24 protein-coding genes and 1 tRNA gene are annotated in these 21,388 nt (G+C 52.2%); 10 read left to right on the top strand and 15 right to left on the bottom strand.

Annotated features, from left to right (window positions below):
- The first annotated feature begins 9 nt into the window (after positions 1-9).
- The 4 genes from CWM61_RS20420 to hemW are packed head-to-tail and all read left to right on the top strand — an operon-like array spanning position 10 to position 2,598.
- Complete coding sequence (locus CWM61_RS20420) at positions 10-576, top strand: YggT family protein (RefSeq protein ID WP_004205182.1); 567 nt, start codon at positions 10-12, stop codon at positions 574-576.
- A complete protein-coding gene (yggU, locus tag CWM61_RS20415) occupies positions 573-863 on the top strand; it encodes a DUF167 family protein YggU (RefSeq protein WP_002916614.1) in 291 nt (96 codons plus the stop codon). The genes CWM61_RS20420 and yggU overlap by 4 nt, the downstream gene beginning before the upstream one ends.
- A gap of 12 nt (positions 864-875) precedes the next feature.
- Positions 876-1,469: an XTP/dITP diphosphatase gene (locus CWM61_RS20410; RefSeq protein ID WP_012540562.1), complete on the top strand. Its 594-nt coding sequence runs from the start codon at positions 876-878 to the stop codon at positions 1,467-1,469.
- Positions 1,462-2,598 carry a radical SAM family heme chaperone HemW gene (hemW, locus tag CWM61_RS20405; RefSeq protein WP_100631829.1) on the top strand — a complete coding sequence of 379 codons (1,137 nt, stop codon included), beginning with the start codon at positions 1,462-1,464 and terminating at the stop codon, positions 2,596-2,598. Before CWM61_RS20410 ends, hemW begins: the two co-directional genes overlap by 8 nt.
- Before the next feature lie 40 nt (positions 2,599-2,638).
- On the opposite strand, the gene CWM61_RS20400 is transcribed toward hemW, so the two are convergent.
- From CWM61_RS20400 to trmB, 3 genes are read right to left on the bottom strand one after another with little or no spacing between them, the layout of a single operon-like run.
- Complete coding sequence (locus CWM61_RS20400) at positions 2,639-3,358, bottom strand: DUF2884 domain-containing protein (protein ID WP_012540560.1); 720 nt, start codon at positions 3,356-3,358, stop codon at positions 2,639-2,641.
- Between the two features lie 50 nt (positions 3,359-3,408).
- Entirely contained in the window at positions 3,409-3,735 is a 327-nt protein-coding gene (locus tag CWM61_RS20395; protein WP_012540559.1) for a YggL family protein, read from the bottom strand.
- Positions 3,735-4,454 (bottom strand): tRNA (guanosine(46)-N7)-methyltransferase TrmB, encoded by a 720-nt coding sequence (gene trmB / locus CWM61_RS20390; protein ID WP_061153326.1) that lies wholly within the window; start codon positions 4,452-4,454, stop codon positions 3,735-3,737. Before trmB ends, CWM61_RS20395 begins: the two co-directional genes overlap by 1 nt.
- 136 nt (positions 4,455-4,590) lie before the next feature.
- Between trmB and mutY the strand changes: the two genes are divergently transcribed.
- The 4 genes from mutY (at position 4,591) to CWM61_RS20370 (ending at position 8,528) form a co-directional block, all read left to right on the top strand.
- The gene (mutY, locus tag CWM61_RS20385) at positions 4,591-5,649 is read left to right on the top strand and encodes an A/G-specific adenine glycosylase (RefSeq protein ID WP_074387590.1); all 1,059 of its coding nucleotides are present in this window, start codon (positions 4,591-4,593) and stop codon (positions 5,647-5,649) included.
- Positions 5,650-5,676: 27 nt separating this feature from the next.
- Positions 5,677-5,952 (top strand): oxidative damage protection protein, encoded by a 276-nt coding sequence (locus CWM61_RS20380; protein WP_004105744.1) that lies wholly within the window; start codon positions 5,677-5,679, stop codon positions 5,950-5,952.
- 48 nt (positions 5,953-6,000) lie between these two features.
- Positions 6,001-7,083 carry a membrane-bound lytic murein transglycosylase MltC gene (gene mltC, locus CWM61_RS20375; RefSeq protein WP_100631828.1) on the top strand — a complete coding sequence of 361 codons (1,083 nt, stop codon included), beginning with the start codon at positions 6,001-6,003 and terminating at the stop codon, positions 7,081-7,083.
- Positions 7,084-7,274: 191 nt separating this feature from the next.
- Positions 7,275-8,528, top strand: coding sequence for a nucleoside permease (locus CWM61_RS20370; protein WP_074387589.1), 1,254 nt, complete (start codon positions 7,275-7,277; stop codon positions 8,526-8,528).
- Between the two features lie 111 nt (positions 8,529-8,639).
- On the opposite strand, the gene CWM61_RS20365 is transcribed toward CWM61_RS20370, so the two are convergent.
- Entirely contained in the window at positions 8,640-10,778 is a 2,139-nt protein-coding gene (locus tag CWM61_RS20365; protein ID WP_061153322.1) for an ornithine decarboxylase, read from the bottom strand.
- Between the two features lie 419 nt (positions 10,779-11,197).
- Between CWM61_RS20365 and CWM61_RS20355 the strand changes: the two genes are divergently transcribed.
- Entirely contained in the window at positions 11,198-11,911 is a 714-nt protein-coding gene (locus CWM61_RS20355) for a DUF554 domain-containing protein (protein ID WP_100631827.1), read from the top strand.
- A 105-nt stretch (positions 11,912-12,016) separates the two neighbouring features.
- Positions 12,017-12,092: transfer RNA gene (locus CWM61_RS20350), tRNA-Phe, on the top strand.
- Positions 12,093-12,313: 221 nt separating this feature from the next.
- Here the strand turns inward: CWM61_RS20350 and CWM61_RS20345 are convergent.
- The 11 genes from CWM61_RS20345 to CWM61_RS28855 all read right to left on the bottom strand — a co-directional run bounded on the left by CWM61_RS20345 (position 12,314) and on the right by CWM61_RS28855 (position 21,117).
- Positions 12,314-13,276, bottom strand: coding sequence for a tyrosine-type recombinase/integrase (locus tag CWM61_RS20345; RefSeq protein WP_100631826.1), 963 nt, complete (start codon positions 13,274-13,276; stop codon positions 12,314-12,316).
- A 10-nt stretch (positions 13,277-13,286) separates the two neighbouring features.
- Positions 13,287-14,678, bottom strand: a complete 1,392-nt coding sequence (locus tag CWM61_RS20340; protein WP_100631825.1) for a TraI domain-containing protein — start codon at positions 14,676-14,678, stop codon at positions 13,287-13,289.
- A 259-nt stretch (positions 14,679-14,937) separates the two neighbouring features.
- Positions 14,938-15,843, bottom strand: coding sequence for a pentapeptide repeat-containing protein (locus CWM61_RS20335; RefSeq protein WP_100631824.1), 906 nt, complete (start codon positions 15,841-15,843; stop codon positions 14,938-14,940).
- A gap of 101 nt (positions 15,844-15,944) precedes the next feature.
- Positions 15,945-16,886, bottom strand: coding sequence for an ArdC family protein (locus CWM61_RS20330; protein WP_100631823.1), 942 nt, complete (start codon positions 16,884-16,886; stop codon positions 15,945-15,947).
- Positions 16,887-16,961: 75 nt separating this feature from the next.
- Positions 16,962-17,300: a hypothetical protein gene (locus tag CWM61_RS20325; protein ID WP_100631822.1), complete on the bottom strand. Its 339-nt coding sequence runs from the start codon at positions 17,298-17,300 to the stop codon at positions 16,962-16,964.
- A gap of 121 nt (positions 17,301-17,421) precedes the next feature.
- Positions 17,422-17,679, bottom strand: coding sequence for an antirestriction protein (locus CWM61_RS20320; protein ID WP_100631821.1), 258 nt, complete (start codon positions 17,677-17,679; stop codon positions 17,422-17,424).
- Positions 17,672-17,944 (bottom strand): hypothetical protein, encoded by a 273-nt coding sequence (locus CWM61_RS20315; protein ID WP_100631820.1) that lies wholly within the window; start codon positions 17,942-17,944, stop codon positions 17,672-17,674. The genes CWM61_RS20320 and CWM61_RS20315 overlap by 8 nt, the downstream gene beginning before the upstream one ends.
- A 75-nt stretch (positions 17,945-18,019) precedes the next feature.
- Complete coding sequence (locus tag CWM61_RS20310; RefSeq protein ID WP_000701593.1) at positions 18,020-18,214, bottom strand: hypothetical protein; 195 nt, start codon at positions 18,212-18,214, stop codon at positions 18,020-18,022.
- Positions 18,215-18,217: 3 nt separating this feature from the next.
- On the bottom strand, positions 18,218-18,499 hold the full coding sequence (locus tag CWM61_RS20305) for a hypothetical protein (RefSeq protein ID WP_100631819.1): 282 nt from the start codon (positions 18,497-18,499) through the stop codon (positions 18,218-18,220).
- Between the two features lie 313 nt (positions 18,500-18,812).
- The gene (locus CWM61_RS20300) at positions 18,813-19,703 is read right to left on the bottom strand and encodes an integrase domain-containing protein (RefSeq protein WP_100631818.1); all 891 of its coding nucleotides are present in this window, start codon (positions 19,701-19,703) and stop codon (positions 18,813-18,815) included.
- Between the two features lie 973 nt (positions 19,704-20,676).
- Positions 20,677-21,117: a hypothetical protein gene (locus tag CWM61_RS28855; protein WP_133122468.1), complete on the bottom strand. Its 441-nt coding sequence runs from the start codon at positions 21,115-21,117 to the stop codon at positions 20,677-20,679.
- Positions 21,118-21,388: the final 271 nt, after the last annotated feature.

Here is a 21,388-nt window from a genome sequence, read left to right as displayed (position 1 = left end):
AGGAACGCCATGAAGACGTTGACTTTCCTGCTTTCAACGGTCATTGAGCTTTATACGATGGTCGTGTTGTTACGCGTCTGGATGCAGTGGGCGCGCTGCGACTTTTACAACCCGTTTTCGCAGTTTGTGGTGAAGGCCACGCAGCCGATTGTCGGGCCGCTGCGCCGGATTATCCCGGCGATGGGGCCGATTGACAGCGCCTCGCTGCTGGTGGCATTTATTCTCTGCGTCATCAAAGCGATCGTGCTGTTTATGGTGATCACCTTCCAGCCGATCATCTGGATCTCCGCCCTGCTTATTTTGCTGAAAACCATCGGCTCATTGATCTTCTGGGTGCTGCTGTTGATGGCGATCATGAGCTGGGTCAGCCAGGGCCGTAGCCCGGTAGAGTACGTGCTGATGCAGCTGGCGGACCCGCTGCTGCGCCCTATCCGCAACCTGCTGCCGTCGATGGGCGGTATCGATTTCTCACCGATGGTGCTGGTGCTGCTGCTGTACGTGATTAATATGGGCGTCGCCGAGGTGCTGCAGGCCACCGGTAACGTGCTGCTGCCGGGGCTGTGGATGGCGCTATGAGTGCCGTTGAAACCTGTGCTGACGGGCTGGTGCTGAGGCTGTACATTCAGCCGAAGGCCAGCCGCGATAGCATCGTGGGCGTACATGGCGACGAGCTCAAAGTCGCCATTACCGCCCCGCCCGTTGATGGCCAGGCCAATGCCCACCTGGTGAAATTTCTCGCCAAACAGTTCCGCGTCGCCAAAAGCCAGGTACTGATTGAAAAAGGCGAGCTGGGTCGCCATAAGCAAGTTAAAATCATCGCCCCACAACAGATCCCGACTGCGGTCGCGGCGCTAACTGAATAAACAGGATTCATCATGCAAAAAGTCGTCCTCGCGACCGGCAACGCCGGTAAAGTGCGCGAACTGGCCTCGTTGCTGGAAGATTTTGGTCTCGATATCGTCGCTCAGACCGAGCTGGGCGTGGACTCTGCGGAAGAGACCGGCCTGACCTTTATTGAAAACGCGATTCTGAAAGCGCGTCATGCGGCACAGATCACCGGCCTGCCGGCCATTGCCGACGATTCCGGTCTGGCCGTCGATGCTCTTGGCGGTGCGCCGGGTATTTACTCCGCCCGCTATTCCGGCGTCGACGCCACCGACCAGCAGAATCTTGAGAAGCTGCTCGACGCATTAAAGGACGTGCCGGACGACCAGCGTCAGGCGCAGTTCCACTGCGTGTTGGTCTATCTGCGCCATGCCGAGGATCCCACGCCGCTGGTGTGCCACGGCAGTTGGCCTGGGGTAATCACCCGACAAGCCGCCGGTACGGGTGGCTTCGGCTACGACCCGATCTTCTTCGTCCCGTCAGAAGGGAAAACCGCGGCCGAACTGAGCCGTGAAGAAAAGAGTGCGATTTCCCATCGTGGGCAAGCGCTAAAACTGTTACTGGAAGCATTACGTAATGGCTAATTTGCCGCCGCTGAGTCTCTATATTCATATTCCCTGGTGCGTGCAGAAATGCCCGTACTGCGACTTTAATTCGCATGCGCTGAAAGGCGAGGTGCCGCATGACGATTACGTCCAGCATCTGCTAAACGACCTGCAGGCCGATGCGCAATATGCCCAGGGACGGGGAATAGGCACTATTTTTATCGGCGGCGGTACGCCGAGCCTGCTGTCCGGCCCGGCCATGCAAACTCTGCTGGATGGCGTCCGCGCCTGCCTGCCGCTGGCCGTTGGGGCGGAAATTACTATGGAAGCCAACCCGGGCACCGTGGAGGCCGATCGCTTCGTTGATTACCAGCGCGCCGGAGTGAACCGCATCTCCATCGGCGTACAAAGCTTTAGCGAACCGAAGCTGCAGCGCCTGGGGCGGATCCACGGTCCGGAAGAGGCCAAACGGGCGGCACGTCTCGCCAGCGGCCTGGGCCTGCGCAGCTTCAATCTCGACCTGATGCACGGTTTGCCGGACCAGTCGCTGGAGGAGGCGCTGGACGATCTGCGTCAGGCGATTGCGCTGAATCCACCGCACCTGTCGTGGTACCAGCTGACCATTGAGCCGAACACCCTGTTCGGTTCCCGGCCGCCGGTGCTGCCGGATGACGACGCGCTATGGGATATTTTCGAGCAGGGGCATCAGCTGCTGAGCGCCGCCGGCTATCAGCAGTACGAGACTTCCGCCTACGCTAAACCGGGCTTCCAGTGTCAGCATAATCTCAACTACTGGCGCTTTGGCGACTACCTCGGCGTCGGCTGCGGCGCGCACGGTAAGATAACCTTCCCTGACGGACGCATCCTGCGGACCGCCAAAACCCGCCACCCACGCGGGTATATGGAGGGCCGCTACCTCGAGCGTCAGCATGATGTGGAAGAGGCGGATAAACCGTTTGAGTTCTTTATGAACCGTTTCCGCCTGCTGGAGGCCGCGCCGCGCGCAGAATTTAGCCGCTATACCGGTCTTGATGAAGCGGCGATCCGCCCGCAGCTGGACGCGGCGATAGCCCAGGGGTATCTACAGGAAGACGAGCAGAACTGGCAGATCACCGAGCACGGTAAGCTGTTTTTGAATTCCCTGCTTGAGTTATTTCTGAACGAGTAAACGCAGAGGCGGTCCTGTCGGAAAGCGGACCGCCATGTCTTTATTTCAGCGAGCCAACCAGCGATTTCCGGCTATCCTCCAGCGAGACCACCCGGCTGCAGACGTCCTTACCAAACTGCTGGAAATCGGCCTCCTGGTTTTTCCATTCATCCTGGATCGCCGTTTGCAGGCCGCCGAGGCTGCCGAGAATGCCCTGCAGCGGGTTGCCGCCGCCTTTGAGCACCGCTTTCGCGCCCATCTCGTTAATACTGTCCTGCAGAATGCCGCCCATCGCCTGATTCACCAGTTGCTGGCCATCGGCGCGTACCTGGTCGATAGCTTTATAGTGGAAGGTCAGGCCATCGCTGCGGCGCTCAATGATGCGGTTCATCTGTTCTTTCAGCTGCGCGTCCAGCTTGGTCAGGCGACCATGCATGCTGCTGTTGGCGCCAACCTGTTCAGTGATGATTTTATCCAGCGCCTTACGGCCTTTTTCGACTCGCGAACGCGCACCTTCGTCAATCCACGGCAGGCTGCTGCGCAGGCTGGCCTGGTAATCCTGCGCCTGTTCGCGCTGGGCGGCGCTCAGAGTATAGGCTTTACCGTTAAAGGTCAGGTTGCCGTCCGGCTTTATCACCAGATTGCCGTTTTCCCCTTTCACCTGCACCTGCTGCGGGCTAAGGATCACATCGTCACGCGGCGTGACGCTACATTGGTAGTCCGCATGGGCAGACAAAGCGGTGACGGAGAGCGCCACCGCCAGCAGCGTTTTACGCATCATAAAACTCCCTTAAGACAAAACGGGCCGGCAGTTGCCGACCCTTGTCAAACTTAGTCCCACCAGACGTCAAAAAGTTCGCTGGTGCGCACATCCTCTAACTTACGCGCTTCCAGCCATTTGCGTACGATGGCCTGATGCTCTTCGGTGCACTTACCGATCTCCTGCATGCAGATGAGACCTTCCCAGGAGAGATAGCCGCTGCCGTCGAAGGCCAGCTTGTTCGGCTCAATCACCTCTTCGATCAGATCGTTGACCGTCTGGTCGATCTGCTCTTCGGTGGTCCCTTCCGGGAAACGCCAGGCGACGGAGAAGCCTAACTCCTGAAACTCATCGATATGCATTTTTTTACGCAGACGACGGCTACGATTCTTGGCCATTATTTCACCCTCTCGAACATTAAGTCCCATACGCCGTGGCCGAGACGATGACCACGCTGTTCAAATTTGGTTACCGGGCGCGATTCCGGGCGCGGTACGTAATCGTTGCTTGCCGACTGGTTACGATAGCCTTCCAGCGAGGACATCACTTCCAGCATATGCTCGGCATAGGCTTCCCAGTCGGTCGCCATATGGAAGACGCCGCCGAGTTTCAGTTTGCTTTTGACCAGCTCAGCGAAAGGCGGCTGCACGATACGACGTTTATTATGACGCGCTTTATGCCACGGGTCAGGGAAAAACAGCTGCACCATATTCAGTGAGTTATCCGGGATCATGGTATGCAGCACTTCCACCGCATCGTGACACATCACACGCAGATTTTGCACACCTTCTTCTTCAGCAGAAGCCAGACAGGCGCCAACGCCCGGGGAGTGCACTTCAATGCCAAGGAAATTCTGTTCCGGTTTGGCTTTTGCCATCGCCACCAGCGAAGCCCCCATGCCGAAACCAATTTCTAGTGTGACCGGCGCTTCGCGGCCAAACAGGGCAGCGAAATCGAGCGGCGCATCGTTGAATTCAACGCCCATCACCGGCCAAATGTTATCCAGCGCATGCTGCTGCCCTTTCGTCAGGCGCCCCTGGCGACGGACGAAGCTACGAATACGGCGCAGCGGGCGGCCGTTTTCATCGAATTCCGGAGAAATGACGTCGTTTTTCATAAAAGTTAAGTCTGCTAGTGAAAGTGTTCGGAAAACGGGCATTATCCAAAGTTACCCGGCGGATGCAAGGGTTTACAGCCACTCGCCCTTGTGCTGCAATCTGCCACCCTGTAATCGCGATCCCGGAGCCATAGCTTTGACTTTTCTCGCCGCGCAATTTTCAGCCCAGGTTCTGGACTGGTACGACAAATACGGGCGTAAAACCCTGCCCTGGCAAATCGCCAAGACGCCCTACAAAGTATGGCTCTCCGAAGTGATGTTGCAACAAACCCAGGTGACCACGGTAATCCCGTATTTTGAACGCTTTATGGCGCGTTTCCCAACGGTAGTGGATCTCGCCAACGCGCCGCTGGATGAAGTGCTGCATCTGTGGACCGGTCTCGGCTACTACGCGCGGGCGCGCAACTTGCATAAAGCCGCCCAGCAGGTGGCGACACAGCATGGCGGCATCTTCCCGCAAACCTTTGACGAAGTGGCAGCGCTGCCCGGCGTCGGGCGTTCAACGGCAGGGGCGATTCTGTCGCTTTCGCTCGGTCAGCATTATCCGATTCTCGACGGCAACGTGAAGCGCGTGCTCGCCCGCTGCTATGCTGTCAGCGGCTGGCCGGGGAAAAAAGAGGTCGAAAAACGGCTGTGGGATATCAGCGAAGAGGTGACCCCGGCGCAAGGGGTAGAACGCTTCAACCAGGCGATGATGGATCTCGGGGCGATGGTTTGCACCCGCTCGAAGCCGAAGTGCGAGCTGTGCCCGTTGAGCAACGGCTGCGTGGCCTATGCGAACCATTCATGGGCGGAATATCCGGGCAAAAAACCGAAGCAGATCATCCCGGAACGCACCGGCTATTTCCTGCTGATGCAGCACGGCGACGAGGTGTTTCTCTCCCAGCGTCCACCTGTGGGTTTGTGGGGCGGATTATTCTGTTTTCCGCAGTTTGCAGACGAATCCGGGCTGCGCGAGTGGCTGGCGCAGCGTCAGATAAAGACCGATAATCTGACGCAATTAACCGCCTTTCGCCACACTTTCAGCCATTTCCACCTGGATATTGTGCCGATGTGGCTTACAGTGCACTCATCTGGCGCATGCATGGATGAAGGCAACGCACTCTGGTATAACTTAGCGCAGCCGCCGTCGGTCGGACTGGCGGCCCCCGTGGAGCGCTTGTTGCAACAGTTAAAAGCCGGAACGCCGGTATAAATTTTCGGCTATCAAAGAGGATTGATTATGAGCAGAACCATTTTTTGTACTTTCCTGCAGCGTGAAGCGGACGGCCAGGATTTCCAGCTGTATCCGGGTGAGCTCGGCAAGCGCATTTACAACGAAATCTCCAAAGAAGCCTGGGCGCAGTGGCAGCACAAGCAGACCATGCTGATCAACGAGAAAAAACTCAGCATGATGAACCCGGAGCACCGCAAGCTGCTGGAGCAGGAGATGGTGCAGTTCCTGTTTGAAGGGAAAGACGTGCATATCGAAGGCTACACGCCGCCAGAAAAACAGTAAGGGCCCTGTGGCCTTTTAAAAACAAACACAACACGCACGCCCGGAATGATGAAAAAATACTTAGCGCTCGCGCTGATTGCGCCGTTGCTCGTTTCGTGTTCCAGCTCCAATAAAAAAGGCACCGAATATAACGAGGCCTGGGTCAAGGACACGAACGGATTCGATATCCTGATGGGCCAGTTTGCCCACAACATCGAGAACATTTGGGGGTATAACGAAGTCCTGCTCGCCGGGCCGAAGGACTACGTCAAATACACCGATCAATATCAAACCCGTAGCCACATCAACTTTGATGCCGGGACGATCACCGTCGAGACCATCGCGGGCACCGATCCGCGCGGACGACTGCGCCAGGCGATCATCAAAACGCTGCTGATGGGCGATGACCCCAACTCCATTGACCTCTACTCCGACGTCGATGATATTCAGATCTCCAAAGAGCCGTTCCTCTATGGTCAGGTGGTCGATAACACCGGTGAATCCATCCGCTGGGAGTGGCGCGCCGCGCGCTATGCCGATTATCTACTGCAAACCCGTCTGAAGAGCCGCAGCAACGGCCTGCGCGTGATCTACAGCATCACCATCAATCTGGTACCGAACCACCTCGACAAACGTGCGCATAAGTATCTCGGCATAGTGCGTCAGGCCTCGCGTAAATACGGTGTTGATGAGTCGCTGATCCTCGCAATTATGCAAACAGAATCATCGTTTAACCCGTATGCGGTGAGCCACGCCGATGCCATGGGGCTGATGCAGGTCGTCCAGCACAGCGCGGGGAAAGACGTCTTCCGTTCGCAGGGCAAATCCGGCCTGCCGAGCCGCAGCTATCTGTTTGACCCGGCGAATAACATCGATACCGGCACCGCTTATCTGGCGATGCTGAACAATGTTTATCTCGCCGGCATCGATAACCCAACCTCGCGTCGCTACGCGGTGATCACCGCCTATAACGGCGGCGCCGGCAGCGTACTGCGCGTGTTCTCCAGCGATAAAGTCCAGGCGGCGAACATCATTAACAGCATGGCGCCAGGCGACGTCTACCAGACGCTCACCACCCGCCATCCGTCGGCCGAATCGCGCCGGTATCTGTATAAAGTTAACACTGCGCAGAAAAGCTATCGCCGCAAATAACCCCCCTCTCTTACAGGCCCGGACATCGCACTGGGCCTCTCTTTTTTATAGGACATACTTCGTAATATCTTTTCGATTTTCTGCGGCAGTTAACAGAAGCTTCTCACCCCTGAATGATAGAATCGCATCAAAATAACGGTGGTTATGTTATTTAATAAACATAACAAGCCCATATTCGTGAGGATAAATACATGAATCTTAAGCTGCAGCTAAAAATACTGTCGTTCCTGCAGTTCTGCCTTTGGGGGAGCTGGCTGACCACGCTCGGCTCGTACATGTTTGTCACGCTGAAGTTTGACGGCGCGGCAATCGGCGCAGTGTATAGCTCGCTCGGCATCGCCGCCGTCCTGATGCCAACGCTGCTCGGCATCGTCGCCGATAAATGGATCAGCGCTAAATGGGTTTACGCCGTTTGCCACCTGGTGGGCGCGCTGACGCTGTACCTCGCGGCGCAGGTCACCACGCCGGGTGAGATGTTCCTCGTGATCCTCCTCAACTCGCTGGCCTATATGCCGACGCTGGGGCTGATTAACACCATCTCCTACTACCGCCTGCAGTCGGCAGGACTGGATATCGTCACCGATTTCCCGCCGATTCGTATCTGGGGCACCATCGGCTTTATCTTCGCCATGTGGGGCGTGAGCTTCTCGGGCTTTGAGCTGAGCCATATGCAGCTCTATATCGGCGCGATCCTGTCGGTGGTCCTGGCGCTGTTCACCCTGACGCTGCCGCATATTCCGGTCGCTAACGCCCAACGCAATCAGAGCTGGACCGAGATGCTCGGCCTGAACGCCTTTGCGCTGTTTAAAAACAAGCGTATGGCAATCTTCTTTATCTTCTCGATGATGCTCGGCGCCGAACTGCAAATCACCAATATGTTCGGCAACACCTTCCTGCATAGCTTCGATAAAGATCCACTGTTCTCCGGCAGCTTTATCGTCGAGCACGCCTCGGTGCTGATGTCGATTTCGCAGATCTCCGAAACGCTGTTTATCCTGACCATTCCGTTCTTCCTCAGCCGCTACGGCATTAAGAACGTGATGCTGATGAGTATCGTCGCGTGGATGCTGCGCTTCGGCCTGTTCGCCTTCGGCGACCCGACGCCGTTCGGCACCGTACTGCTGGTGCTGTCGATGATCGTCTACGGCTGCGCCTTCGATTTCTTCAACATCTCCGGTTCGGTATTCGTTGAGAAAGAAGTGCGTCCGGAAATCCGCGCCAGCGCCCAGGGGATGTTCCTGATGATGACCAACGGCTTCGGCTGCATTCTTGGCGGGATGGTGAGCGGCAAAGTGGTTGAGCACTTTACCGTCGAGGGGATCACTAACTGGCAGAGCGTATGGCTGATTTTCGCTGGCTATTCGCTGGTGCTGGCCTTTGCCTTCGTGGCGCTGTTCAAGTATCAACACGTCAGACAGCCTGCCGCCGCGCGCCAGAGCGCCTGATCGTCATTGCCCGGTGGCGGCTGGCGCCTTACCGGGCCTACAGAATTTGTAGGCCGGATAAGGCGCCAGCCGCCATCCGGCAAAAATACGCGCACAATACCTGGTCGCGGTTTACGCTTTCAACACATACCCGTACAACCGCTTAATGCCATCTGGATCCGTTTCGCTATAGACCCCCTGCAGCTCCGGCGAGAATCCCGGCAGCATATTGACGCCCTCCTCCAGCGCGAGGAAATAGCGCAGTACCGCCCCGCCCCAGATCTCACCGGGCACCACGCATAATACCCCTGGCGGATAGGGCAGCGCCCCCTCTGCCGCAACGCGGCCTTCCGCCTCGCTCAGACGCACCAGCTCCACGTTGCCGCGGATAAATTCGCGGTTAGCATCCTGCGGATTCATCACCACGCGCGGGAAGCTCCGTTTACGGAACATCTCCTTTTGCAGGCTCTTCACATCAAAGCTGACGTACAGATCGTGCATCTCCTGGCACAGCTCGCGGAGGGTGTAATCGCGATAGCGCACCGGATATTTGTTGTAGATGGTCGGCAGCACGTCAGCCAGCGGCGTATCCGATTCAATATGCTGTTCGAACTGTCCCAGCATCGCCACCAGCTGCGCCATTTTTTCGGCGCTCTCCGCTGGCGTCAGCAGGAATAAAATCGAGTTGAGATCGCACTTCTCCGGCACGATGCCGTTTTCACGCAGATAATGCGCCAGAATGGTCGCCGGGATGCCGAACTCACTGTACTCCCCACTCTCAGCGTCAATGCCCGGGGTGGTCAGCAACAGCTTGCACGGGTCGACAAAATACTGGTCGTCCGCATAGCCCTCAAAACCATGCCAGCGCGCGTCCGGTTCAAAGCTGAAGAAGCGGCGCTCCCGGGCGATCGCCTCGGTCGGGTGATCCTGCCATGGCCGCCCCGCCACCACCGGCGGAATAAAGGGCTGGATCATCTTGCAGTTAGCGATGATCGCTTTCCGCGCCTCGATGCCCAGCGCCACGCACTCGGCCCACAGGCGGCGGCCGCTCTCGCCTTCATGAATTTTGGCGTTGACGTCCAGCGCGGCAAACAGCGGATAGAACGGGCTGGTGGAGGCATGCAGCATAAAGGCGTTATTCAGCCGCTTGTGCGGACAGAAGCGCGCCTGGCCGCGCAGATGGTTATCCTTTTTATGGATCTGCGACGTCTGCGAGAAGCCGGCCTGCTGCTTGTGCACGGACTGGGTGACAAAAATACCCGGATCGTCCGGGGTCAGCTCCAGCAGCAGCGGCGAGCAGTCGGCCATCATCGGGATAAACTGCTCATAGCCCACCCAGGCCGAGTCGAACAGGATGTAATCGCAGAGGTGGCCGATTTTATCCACTACCTGGCGGGCGTTATAGACCGTGCCGTCGTAGGTCCCGAGCTGGATCACCGCCAGACGAAACGGGCGGGAGGCATTGGCTTTCTCTGGCGCCGCTTCGCGGATGAGATCCCGCAGGTAACGCTCATCAAAGCAGCGCTCGTCAATGCCGCCAATAAAGCCGAACGGATTGCGCGCGGCTTCAAGATAGACGGGCGTCGCTCCCGCCTGAATCAGCGCCCCGTGATGGTTTGACTTGTGGTTGTTACGATCGAACAGCACCAGATCGCCGCGGGTCAACAGCGCGTTGGTCACGACTTTGTTGGCCGCCGAGGTGCCGTTAAGGACGAAGTAGGTTTTATCCGCATTGAACACCTTCGCTGCGAATTTCTGCGCGTGCTTGGCCGAGCCTTCGTGGATCAGCAGATCGCCTAATTTTACGTCGGCGTTGCACATATCGGCGCGAAAGACATTTTCGCCAAAAAAGTCATAGAACTGACGGCCTGCAGGGTGCTTTTTGAAAAACGCTCCGTGCTGATGCCCCGGACAGGCAAAGGTGCTGTTATCCATCTCGACGTACTGGGTCAGAGTATTGAAAAACGGCGGCAGCAGACGCGCTTCATAATCACAGGCCGCCGCCTCCAGCTCCAGCCACTCCTGATCTTTACCGGCGATCACCGCCTGTACACCCTCTGGCTTCTCGACCGCCGTCTCACTCAGCAGGTAGACCGGCAGATTAAATCCGCTGCGTCTGAGGAGGGCAAGGATGCCGCTGCGACTGTCAGCCGCAGTGATGACGACGGCCGCCACATCGGTAAAATCGGTACTGTCCAGCGCCACAACGCGACGGTGGGTGGACAAGCGGGTGACCAGCTCGCAGCTGGCGGCAATGTGCATGGATTTCATAAGCGCAAATGCCCGTATCGGGAGTGTAAAAATCTCAGACAAGGAAACCTTGCCCAACGATGTGTCCGGGTCTGACGGATTTCAGCTCCGACCGCCGGACATCAGTAAAAGCAGACGCGTCCGATCTTACTGTTGCCCTACAGTGAGCATACGTGTCCTTCACCGCATGGTGAACAGAGGGGTAAGCGTAGCAAGATGAGGCAGCCCGCGCATCTGTGCGCGACGTCGCTGGCGAGATAATGGCAGTGTCGTCATCGGCGGCCTCATATCAGGGAGGAGAAAATTCGCGCAATCATGGCACCTTTCCCGAACAGGCGCAAGATGAAAACCGTATGCACTTATATCACGGATACACAAGCTTTCGCGGCGGGTTAACGTCATAATAATGCGGTTATCAGGGATATTTAACAGGAGTCAGCGTGGTTACAGGACCTTTTATTAACGCCAGCGCGGTGCTGGTCGGCGGTGTGCTGGGCGCCTTGCTCAGTCAACGGTTGCCGGAACGGATCCGCACATCAATGACCTCAATTTTTGGCCTGGCATCATTAGGCATCGGCATTTTACTGGTCATTAAGTGCGCCAATCTGCCGGTGATGGTGCTGTCGACCCTGGTGGGGACGCTGCTCGGCGAAATATGCAATATGGAAAAAGGCATCAATACGCTGGTCAGTAAGCTCCAGCAGTTGATGTCAGCGAAAGGCAAGAAAAAGGCCTCGGCTCATGACTCTTATATTCAGAGCTATGTGGCGATTATCGTCCTGTTCTGCGCCAGCGGCACCGGCGTCTTCGGCGCCATGCGCGAAGGGATGACTGGCGACGCCAGCATTCTGATTGCCAAAGCGTTTCTCGACTTTTTCACCGCCACCATTTTCGCCTGCACCCTGGGCATTGCCGTCGCCGCCATCAGCGTGCCGATGCTGCTCATCCAGCTGACTCTTGCAGCCTGCGCGGCGATTATTATGCCGCTCACCACGCCGATGATGCTGGCGGATTTCAGCGCCGTCGGCGGTATGCTGCTGGTGGCCACCGGGCTGCGCATCTGCGGGATAAAAATGTTTGCCGTGGTGAATATGCTGCCTGCGCTGGTGCTGGCGATGCCAATTTCAGCGGCCTGGACGCTGTTTTTTGCCTGAAGACGCGTGCTTTTAGCGCAATGTGGTGATAGATTGTTCAGTCTGCTGCAAAACAGATAAATTTCGTTGACGAGGCGCGGCGATTACGGTTTAATGCGCCCCGTTGCCCGGATAGCTCAGTCGGTAGAGCAGGGGATTGAAAATCCCCGTGTCCTTGGTTCGATTCCGAGTCCGGGCACCACTATTCAAAGCCGGTTGGTCAGATTTGCAAGATGCAATCCTGACGGACACGAAGGCGAGCCAGTAAAAACACGATGTAACGCTGTTACTTGTGGTTGAAAAAAGGCTCTTGGAAAACAGACTTGCTCCAACAAGTCTGTTTTTTCGCATCTGATATTTACAAGAAATCTTTTCAATGTCAAATAATGTAAGTATTTGACGCCATTCCTGAAGCCTTCCTCACTACATCAATTCGGTTTCGAGTATATCCCGCAGACTATCAACACTTTCATCAATGTATTCCAGCGTCGATGTAATGCTGACATGGCCCAGCAGTTTCTTCACCGCGTACAAATTACGTTCAGGTGATTTCATCATGTGCGTTGCCACCGTATGGCGGAACCGGTGCGGCGTGATCGTAAACTTACACTCCCGGGACAAGCGGCGGAAGAACGCTCTCAGCGGGTACTCGTTCATCACCTCCGGATACTTACTCTTTCTCATCAGGTCGAACCAGCCTACATTGAACACCTGATCGTCCGGCTCCATCCCTGCCTCACCGGCTTTTCTCACCAGTTCCTCCAGCGACGGATACAACAACGAGACAATCGGAACACGGTGCTCGCGATGGTTTTTCGCTCCCTCGATATTCAGGTCAATCCATCGTTCCTCAAGATTGATATCGCCCAGCCGGATATGCAGAAGCTGGTTCTGCCGTATCGCGGTGTAGCGAAAAACATTCATCACCGTCAGCCAGAACCACACCGGACGCAGAGCGTTTCTACGACCATTGAACATACTGCTGTTCCCCTTCCCTGTCTCAGCGTCCAAATGTTGTTCCATCAGTCGGTACATCGCGTCCATTTGCGTCTGTGTCAGCGTCTTCTTCTTTTTCGTGCCTGGGCGAACGACCGCACCGTTAAAAGGGTTTTCGGCCTGCGGCAACAACCCCTGCTTGATACCAAAATTAAACAATGCCCTCATGTGGGCAACTTTGTTATTCCACGTTCGGGTCGCACAGTTCTGGTCATTCAGTACCGTATGACGCCACTTCAGCACCGTCAGGTGATCGATCTTCGTAGGGTTAAACGGTGTGAATCCTTCGAATGAGCGGACCACTTTCTGGTAGCTCCACTCCGTCGCCGGTCGTAATGATTTACTGTAAAAATACTGTTCAGTAAGAAGACCAAAGGTACACGAATCCATTAGAATATCCTTATATAACAATCAATAACGGGTTATCCCCTGGATTGTTATCGCTGTCATAGACCTTGCTGGCAAGTACCAGGTAGCCGCTCAGTTTCTGAAAGCGCCCTTCCCGTTGCTCGTTCTGGTACAACTGGCAGGTATACATCGTGCCATTATCCTGCCGGTGATGGCCCAGCCGCTCAAACGCTTTCTGAAGCCGAGCCTTATCCTCTCCCGGCGCGTTCGTCTCCGTCAGATACTGGTGAAAAATCCCCGGCGCACGCAGAAACACGTAACCGGCAACCAAGTGAATCCGCCCGTCAGGTTTGTTCGGAATCAGACTACCGGCACGACATCCTGTGACCAACCATTGCCAGAATGCCTCTCCGGGATCGTTCAACTCGGCGGATGGCGTGATTTCTCCGGTTTCTGCTGCATCAGCGCTGGCAAAGCCCATCATCACCAGCAATGCATCAGTATCATCCGGTTCCTCTTGCCCATCCGGGGATAGCTGGCCAACATCCAGCAGCGAAACAGATTCTGCGGCCAGAAGGTTTTCCTCTTCGGAGTACGACGCAACCAGCTCTGGCACATCATCAGCTAATCCGGACAGCAGCGAATCACCCTGCAATGATTCAGCCAGGACTGGAACTATTGCCGCCGGTGCAACCAGTGTCTCACTTTCCGGCGCTCCGGCAGTGAGGCGTATAGCCTCAGACACAATGGCATTGACCACACCCGACTGCGCCCGGAAGCCAGTCAGGTACGTTGACAGGGTCTTGATGGCCTCCGGCCAGCTACTCAGCCAGCCAATCGCTTCAGGAGGAATAATCTTCCACGCCAGCTTTGCGCCAAAACTTTGCAGCCGTTCCGGAGACTGTTCCGGTTCAAAACGAAAGCGATAAGGTTCTGGAGGCGCATCCAGTAACGGAAACCAGCGTTTACCGTTCTCCAGCTCAACGTGAAGATGACAAAGATACTCAAGCGAAGGCAACATAGCCGCATAGACCACCACCGCATTCCAGGCCGCGCTCTGCGCCGCCTGCTCTTCCGGCGGTGCGCCAACTGGCAGCATGTAGCTTTTCGACAACCGCGCCGCATACGACACAGTTTCCAGCATATAGTCAGCCATCCCCCCGGGGCGGGCATATGGCCCACTTTCCTTAAGAGGAAATTGCTGCATCAGAGTCACGCAATGCTCCAGCGGAGCAAGGTAATACTGGCGATACATGTCTTTCGGCAGGGACGAATAATCCCAGAGCGATTGCAGCCATTGCTGACGACGGGTTGACGCCAGCAGTTCACTGGCGGTCATGGGTAGAAAGTAGCCTGGAGGTAAAGAGAGTTCTATCGACTTAATGGTCGGCGGAGCATCCGGGCGTGAACGCCCTGGGCGGAGAAAAGATTTAATATTCAACATAGTAGGGTTTTCTGCGTTAGAAATTCTGCTACGTTAAACCCAGGAAGAAAAAAGGCCAACTATCTAATCAATATCTCTAATCCATAAATTTATCAGTTCCTTGGCTTAGCCTTCAGACTTAAATCTCTACACCAACGTGATCTAATAGGCATTTTTAACTTGCAATTATTGACATTTATGATGTTTCCCATATGATGTACATTGTCAATAGGCACGATGTGGGTCAGCTGAGTTAACTCAGTGATGGGGTTCAATTCCCCTACGCCGTATCTCTTATTTGGTAATATTTTATATTATCTTGGTTAATCCGTTTCAATTCATTTATGACACTGACATCTGCCACTAAATAGTTTATATCTTTTGCTTGACTAATATCTTCTGCATTTATACACAAGCAATCTCTCATGTTTGCTCTATTTAAATTTGCCCCTGTGAATTTAACTTTATCGAATCGTCCCCCTCTGAAATCGCAACTCTTAAACTGACCATTAGACAGTATACCACCAGTGAAATCACAACCTTTGAAAGTAACATTCTTACATTTGACATGATTCATTTTCACATTAGAAAGTTTACAATTTTCAAAGACTACATTTCTCATGGTTGTATTATCAAAACTTACAGCATGTAGATTTGTGTTTTTAAAGAAAACATCATTCATGTAAATACCTTCCATTCTAGCGCCGATAAAATCACTATCAATAAACTCTAAGGATCTTATCTCAATTCCTTCGCCAGATAACTCCATTCTTTGTAAGGAAAATGACTTAATACCTAACTCATTTAACCTTCTAAATAATCCTATTTTTTTTAAATTGACTTGCGATTCATTATACTTAGATATATCACCTAATTCATCAATCATCTGTTCCTTAAATTGCTTCCTAGAATTTCGATCTTGAAAGTAAAAAAGTAACAATCCAAAAAACAAAAAATCAATTAGAGATGAGTTGAGATTAATAAGTACGCCATCCCAAAAAGCCTTATTATATATACCAATTGAAAAATTAGGGAGTATATATTTACTAAGCACAGGGAATAACAACGATATCAAAACTGTAATAGCAAAAAAAACAATAAAAACAGAAGAAATAAACTTCATAGGATGGTTTTGTAACTTATTGTACCAAAAAATAATTTTGTTTTTTACATCATTCAGTTCCATTCTGGCTCACTCTATAATATTGTCATCAGCACAAAATTAATATCTTAAAAACTGGCCATCCTAAATTGGATGACCAGAATATATAATAACTCGTATTCTTATTACAATGAAGACATGAATGTACGTTCACATAAAACTAGGTATTCAAACGCTTCCCGGGCAAAGCGAGCGGCACGAAACACTGCGCGGTTATCTTCCTTCAGCGTTTGCAGCCACGATGCAATATAGCTTTCATGTTGCAAGTCGCCATGGATGCCAACTTCAGCACACAGAAAGGCCGCTCCCATCTCCGCGATCAATTCTTCAAATCCATAAACTGGATCGCCAAACTTCTGTGAGGTAGAAACAATGCCTTCACGCGCCAGTCGCGAAGCGTGACCGGTGGAATGCACCAGTTCATGCAGCAGCGTACTGTAGTAGTCTTCCGCCGAATCAAACTGAGCAGCTTCCGGCATCATGATGTGGTCAACACCCGGGCGGTAATACGCACGATCCTGATGACGATGTATCACAGACACGCCGCTACAGGTTGCTATCTGTTCTGCCCGGGTAATACGTTCCACGTCGGGCAAAACCGGTATTGCCGGGCAAAGTTTATCGGGCAGGTTTTCACACTGCTCAACGTTGAAGAGGTGGAAGCTGGTCATAAAACAGCGATCCCGCATGACCACCTCACCGTTCTCATCAAACACCGGCTGGCCGCTGTTATCCGTAGCTTCTTTCTGGAACGGTTTAAACAGCGTCACCAGCGTCGATTTTTCACCTTTCCGGACATTACCACCTGCATCCAGTGCCTGTTTGAAGGTCAGCCAGCGATTTGAGTGAAATCCCTTATCGGCGGCATCGATCCATAACAGCATCACGTTAATACCGCTGTAGTTCCGGCCAGTGATGGCATTAGCAGGCAACCCCTCCTTTCCGGTTTGCCACGCTTTACGCCAGGGTGTCGTCCCATTCTCCAGCGCCGTAATAATCTTATCGGTAACGGTCTGGAACAAATCCTGCCGTGGGACAGATTTGCGGTTGGTAGTTTTCTTCGTCATATGCCATTCCCGTCAATAAAAAACGGGGATGGCTCCCAAACGGGGAACAATCCCCGTTTGGGTTAAAGTGAAAAGTCAGTCCATCGCAGCCATAGCTATCGATTCATCCATGCCAATCTTGAAAAAATAATCCCAGGTTCCCGGACATACCGCTCTGGCAAGCTCAATAACCTCATCAAAAAGAGTCTTGCATGAAGGGTGCGCATAACGCGGCAAATCGCCAGCACATCCCCACGCAAAGGTTCGGGCCAGACTGGCAATCGTCCACTGATTATCCGTGAAGTTATCCTCATCCTGTTGTGTTCCGATATCCAGACGTTCGAATGCGGCCACAGCCAACAAGTCACCTTCAAGTTTTGCCAGCTCGCATAAATTTTCAGCAGAAAATACGCTATTTGTCTGGTCTGTAATCATGGTCAGTTCCTCAATAATTAAAAAGGAACCGTCCTCCCCACCGGGAAACGAGTTCCCTGTGGGGGTGATATGGATTTATGTAACCAGACAGAAGAATCCCTACCCGGGCTAAAGTAAAAAATCAGTCTATCGCGGCCATAATCTCGACCGACTCAGAGTGATCCAACGCGTAATCACGCAAAGCGTGGTAAAGCAGGATATCGCTGTCCTCTTCCGTCGTATTGGCAATCTGCCCGAGGGCAAACAAAGACAGCGTGATGCCAAAAAGACGCTTAGCCCACGCAAAAAACGGAGCCACACGACGTGGAGTATGCAGATATTTCAGAAGAACCAGGCCAAAGGGAACAGGCTGCATATCGATCGTCGTTACGTTATCCATGACATACCTCCCCGGAAACCAGCACACCGTTAACGCGTTCCTGCAAACGCTTCCTGGCAGAAAGAAAATTTCGCCGGTCACGTTCAGTTGCACGCTTACAGTTGATATCCGCTGTGATTTCCAGCGCCATAATGGACTGACTACGCCAGGAAGCTCGTTCATCATTCCCCGCGCAAGCGTTGTAATGAACAATCGCCTGACGGAATAATCGCTCAGTCGTATTGCGATAATCCGCAACCGGAAGATAAGTGTATTTCGATGTCATACTGATATCCCTGTGAATAAAAGCAGGGATCGCTCCCTGAAGGGAAATCAATCCCCGCAAGGGTCAAGGTAAGGTTTAAGCGAGACAGCCGTACTGGTGCCTGAAGCCGTGTTCCGTCAACGTTCTTTCTAATTTCCGGACCGCATCAAGCATTTCATCGCATTCGCTGTTAGTCATGACAAAATCACGCATCGTGTTCCATGTCAGACTTTGAGTCAGATGCGACAATGCCAGCGCTTCGTCATCAGTCAGTTCAAGCTGAATTTTCATCTCTCATTCTCCCAGGGTTACTACCAGTGCATCATCAACATATCTGGCGACAAAGTTTTGCGTCCGTTCGGCAGTTTCGCCTCCCAGACGGACAAACAACGTCAGAGAAAATGTCACCTGCTGAATGTCGGGATCTGGACGATGGTTCCAGGCATCCTGCGCGGCTTTAATGAGCGCAAATTGCCGACGTTCCCACTGGGAAAAATCAAACACTTCAATAGCGTGTTCCCAGGCCGGGAGCGTGATAGAAACAGGCGTAAATGCCAGAGATAAACGAGTAGTCATCGATGTATTCCTTACATAAAAAAGGGAACACCGATCCCCTGCGGGAAACGTGTTCCCTTAGGGTGAGTGACAACATTGATAGCGGAAAATCCGCTGTGGTGAGAAGTGTACCTTCATCGCAAAAGCGACCGCTGTTTTCAAAGGCTAAACAACGTTACCGCCCGAAGGCATCGTCTCTCAGGTCATGACAATTTTGGCTGGTAATCACCCGAAGGCGTCCCTCTCAGATTACCGGGACATTGGCTGTTGTCGGAGACAACGGATTAACGTTTAAATGCTATCGCTTATATTCCACAGAGGCAAGCAGGTTTAATTATTCCTCGATATCAGGTTTATTATAGACACGTTCAATATAACGCCCGCGACCATCACCGTGTCCCAGATCCATAGACACCATGGCTTTCGCCTCATCGTCACTCATCCCTTTACTTTTATGATATTCCATCGCTTCGCCTGCCCAGGCATATCGCAGACTATGAGGCGCATATTTCCCCACTAACCCCGCATTTCTGACAATATTTCGATAACGATCAATTGCTGATTTCAAATCTGGTTTATCAACCAGCTTACCATTCTGTTCAGCAGCAACTTTCAGAGCATTATTAACAGCGATTAACATTTTATCGCGATCTATAATAGTCGTATCTCTTGGCCTCCCTCCTTTTGTGCCAAATACGATCCTGATGCGATCATCACCATGCGATAATGCACGTTGCCAAGTTTTTAATGATTTAACAGATTGCACTGCTTCTTCTGTCCTCAGACCAAAACAACGAGCAACCTGCATTGCAGCGGCTACGCCAACGTCTTGCCTCTCTGAATAAGCGAACGCTGCGAGATAGCGTTCGCTACTTATTGCGACTTTAGTACCGTCACGACTGGCATCGGCTAATCCGAGAGCTGAATTACTTAATTTTTCATGACCCGGATCAGCAAGTTTTGTCCGACCGGCAACGGTCAGCATATTTCTGATTGCGGCCATTTCATTCTGCATTGTTCTTTTAGATATCCCCTCAGCCTTGCGACTCTTGACATACAGCTCAATATGATTGGTTTTTATATGTTTCACATCCCGGATCTGAATATTTAACTTAGCTATTCTCTCCGCTACACGGGAGGCGATCTTTGAACGATCCGCGATAGTCTTGAACCCACCACCTCCCTGCCTTGCCAGCGTAACCAACTGCTTACTTAATTTCGACATACCTGTCCCCTTTCACAAAGAAATACAGATCAAGCTCTTCTCCAGAAATATGGAAACGAGCGCGATCTATATTCTGAATTTTCATACAGAACATGAGTGGTACATCTGGCCCCGACGGCACGGTTAGGTTTTGCGCTTCCTGCGTCTCGACGGGTATCTGTGCATCGGGGTGACAACATGTTGAGTTTTTACGAGGTTCCCCAGCTCGCAGAGCTGTTCGCGGCGTATGCCGTCCTGACGTTAGTCAGACTACCTCCATACGTCAGCTTTCACTGACATTGCCATTGATACCGAGTCGAATTTTCTCCTGAAGTTGATACGCCTGCTCTCATGGTTTCTCCGTGAATGGATGCGTTCCGTGATAAGACGTTATGGTTAAAAAGTGTGCTTAAAGATGCTATTTCCCCAGTCTGAACACCGTGACTACGTGTGCGTCAGACTGTACAGAGTGCTGAAAGACCGCATTCCGTCTGCTAAGACGATGCCCTTTAGCGCAGCGTCACTTGGTATCGCTACCGCTCTTACACAAGTGACGCTGCGCATATCCCATCGCCAAATGCTGCTCTTGCAGATGCCAAATGTTCCAATTGGCATAGCAACGAGCCGCAAATGTTGCCGGGATAAGCTGGACGTAAGTCCAAAGGAAAACAGCTTTAAGGATTTCGGGCAGACATTGTTGCCCTGCGTTGAAGTGTACCTTTATCGCGTTTGCGATCACCGTTCTCAAAGGTTAAACGGTGTTACCGCCCGAAGGCATCGTCTCTCAGATTACGACGATTTTGGCTGCGGCCACCCGAAGGCATCAGTCTCAGGCCGCGCTTCTTTCCCTATGATATTGGCTTACGATCACCCGAAGGCGCTTCTCTCAAATCGCTGGCGCAGTTCCGATTGCGCTGAAGCATTGGCTGTTGTCGGAGACAACTGTGTAGCAAATGCAGAATATATTACCTCAGAATAATTATCAATATAATATTCACATTAATATAATAGGACTATCAGACATTTTCCTAGATGCGGTCAATGGTTTTCCATTACCTTTTTTCATTCTTATAATCTGGCCTACTATCCCATAAAATGCTGGGGTTATTCCCGGTATATTCTTATGTTCCCCGTGATCATTATAGCTAGCCATTTCACCAAATTGGTGCCATAAACCATTGCGATCTATATAATCATTGACGTGTTTTTGCTCCGTACATTTTTCACTCTTGAAAATCTCAATGTAATGCATTACTTGTTTTGCTTCTAATAAACACAATCCATTTTTTGATTCATATCTATCAGAATGAAATTCAACCCCTTTCAGTAAAGGAGTTATTTCTTCATCAGGAATATCAGTATAACAACTCCATATATTGTTAACTGAAATTCCTTTTACCGTTTTTTTTAATTGAGTACCAAAAATAAAAATCATCGTAATTATTATTTTTAATTAGATTTCGGGAGTTTTCACTCTTAATATCTCCAATATGAAAAAACACCATAAGATCACGCTGAACAAAATTACTTGTCGTAAATGGAATACCTTCAATAAAACCATATCCTTTAGATAGATATTTGACTACTTTTCCGTAATATATCATTATTAAATCACCTTAAAATATTATTTTACAAATTATATACTCGAGAACAAAAGCATTCATCAATTATGTGAAAGGAATTATTTCATTCATATAGCTGATGTA

Source organism: Klebsiella sp. K-Nf6 (genome assembly GCF_002806655.1).
In the GTDB taxonomy this organism is placed as follows: domain Bacteria; phylum Pseudomonadota; class Gammaproteobacteria; order Enterobacterales; family Enterobacteriaceae; genus Klebsiella; species Klebsiella variicola.
This window is presented reverse-complemented; position numbering and strand designations above follow the sequence as displayed.

Bases quoted from the DNA above. Each gene is read 5' to 3' on its own strand.
- CWM61_RS20320 (WP_100631821.1), bottom strand. From the start codon at position 17,679: ATGGATAACGTAACGACGATCGATATGCAGCCTGTTCCCTTTGGCCTG.
- CWM61_RS20310 (WP_000701593.1), bottom strand. From the start codon at position 18,214: ATGAAAATTCAGCTTGAACTGACTGATGACGAAGCGCTGGCATTGTCG.
- CWM61_RS20420 (WP_004205182.1), top strand. From the start codon at position 10: ATGAAGACGTTGACTTTCCTGCTTTCAACGGTCATTGAGCTTTATACG.
- CWM61_RS20330 (WP_100631823.1), bottom strand. From the start codon at position 16,886: ATGACGAAGAAAACTACCAACCGCAAATCTGTCCCACGGCAGGATTTG.
- CWM61_RS20325 (WP_100631822.1), bottom strand. From the start codon at position 17,300: ATGATTACAGACCAGACAAATAGCGTATTTTCTGCTGAAAATTTATGC.
- CWM61_RS20305 (WP_100631819.1), bottom strand. From the start codon at position 18,499: ATGACTACTCGTTTATCTCTGGCATTTACGCCTGTTTCTATCACGCTC.
- CWM61_RS20410 (WP_012540562.1), top strand. From the start codon at position 876: ATGCAAAAAGTCGTCCTCGCGACCGGCAACGCCGGTAAAGTGCGCGAA.
- CWM61_RS20315 (WP_100631820.1), bottom strand. From the start codon at position 17,944: ATGACATCGAAATACACTTATCTTCCGGTTGCGGATTATCGCAATACG.
- CWM61_RS20300 (WP_100631818.1), bottom strand. From the start codon at position 19,703: ATGTCGAAATTAAGTAAGCAGTTGGTTACGCTGGCAAGGCAGGGAGGT.
- mltC (WP_100631828.1), top strand. From the start codon at position 6,001: ATGAAAAAATACTTAGCGCTCGCGCTGATTGCGCCGTTGCTCGTTTCG.
- CWM61_RS20365 (WP_061153322.1), bottom strand. From the start codon at position 10,778: ATGAAATCCATGCACATTGCCGCCAGCTGCGAGCTGGTCACCCGCTTG.
- CWM61_RS20335 (WP_100631824.1), bottom strand. From the start codon at position 15,843: ATGGAACTGAATGATGTAAAAAACAAAATTATTTTTTGGTACAATAAG.
- CWM61_RS20380 (WP_004105744.1), top strand. From the start codon at position 5,677: ATGAGCAGAACCATTTTTTGTACTTTCCTGCAGCGTGAAGCGGACGGC.
- CWM61_RS20345 (WP_100631826.1), bottom strand. From the start codon at position 13,276: ATGGATTCGTGTACCTTTGGTCTTCTTACTGAACAGTATTTTTACAGT.
- CWM61_RS20400 (WP_012540560.1), bottom strand. From the start codon at position 3,358: ATGATGCGTAAAACGCTGCTGGCGGTGGCGCTCTCCGTCACCGCTTTG.
- CWM61_RS20340 (WP_100631825.1), bottom strand. From the start codon at position 14,678: ATGTTGAATATTAAATCTTTTCTCCGCCCAGGGCGTTCACGCCCGGAT.
- hemW (WP_100631829.1), top strand. From the start codon at position 1,462: ATGGCTAATTTGCCGCCGCTGAGTCTCTATATTCATATTCCCTGGTGC.
- trmB (WP_061153326.1), bottom strand. From the start codon at position 4,454: ATGAAAAACGACGTCATTTCTCCGGAATTCGATGAAAACGGCCGCCCG.
- CWM61_RS28855 (WP_133122468.1), bottom strand. From the start codon at position 21,117: ATGATTTTTATTTTTGGTACTCAATTAAAAAAAACGGTAAAAGGAATT.
- yggU (WP_002916614.1), top strand. From the start codon at position 573: ATGAGTGCCGTTGAAACCTGTGCTGACGGGCTGGTGCTGAGGCTGTAC.
- CWM61_RS20370 (WP_074387589.1), top strand. From the start codon at position 7,275: ATGAATCTTAAGCTGCAGCTAAAAATACTGTCGTTCCTGCAGTTCTGC.
- CWM61_RS20395 (WP_012540559.1), bottom strand. From the start codon at position 3,735: ATGGCCAAGAATCGTAGCCGTCGTCTGCGTAAAAAAATGCATATCGAT.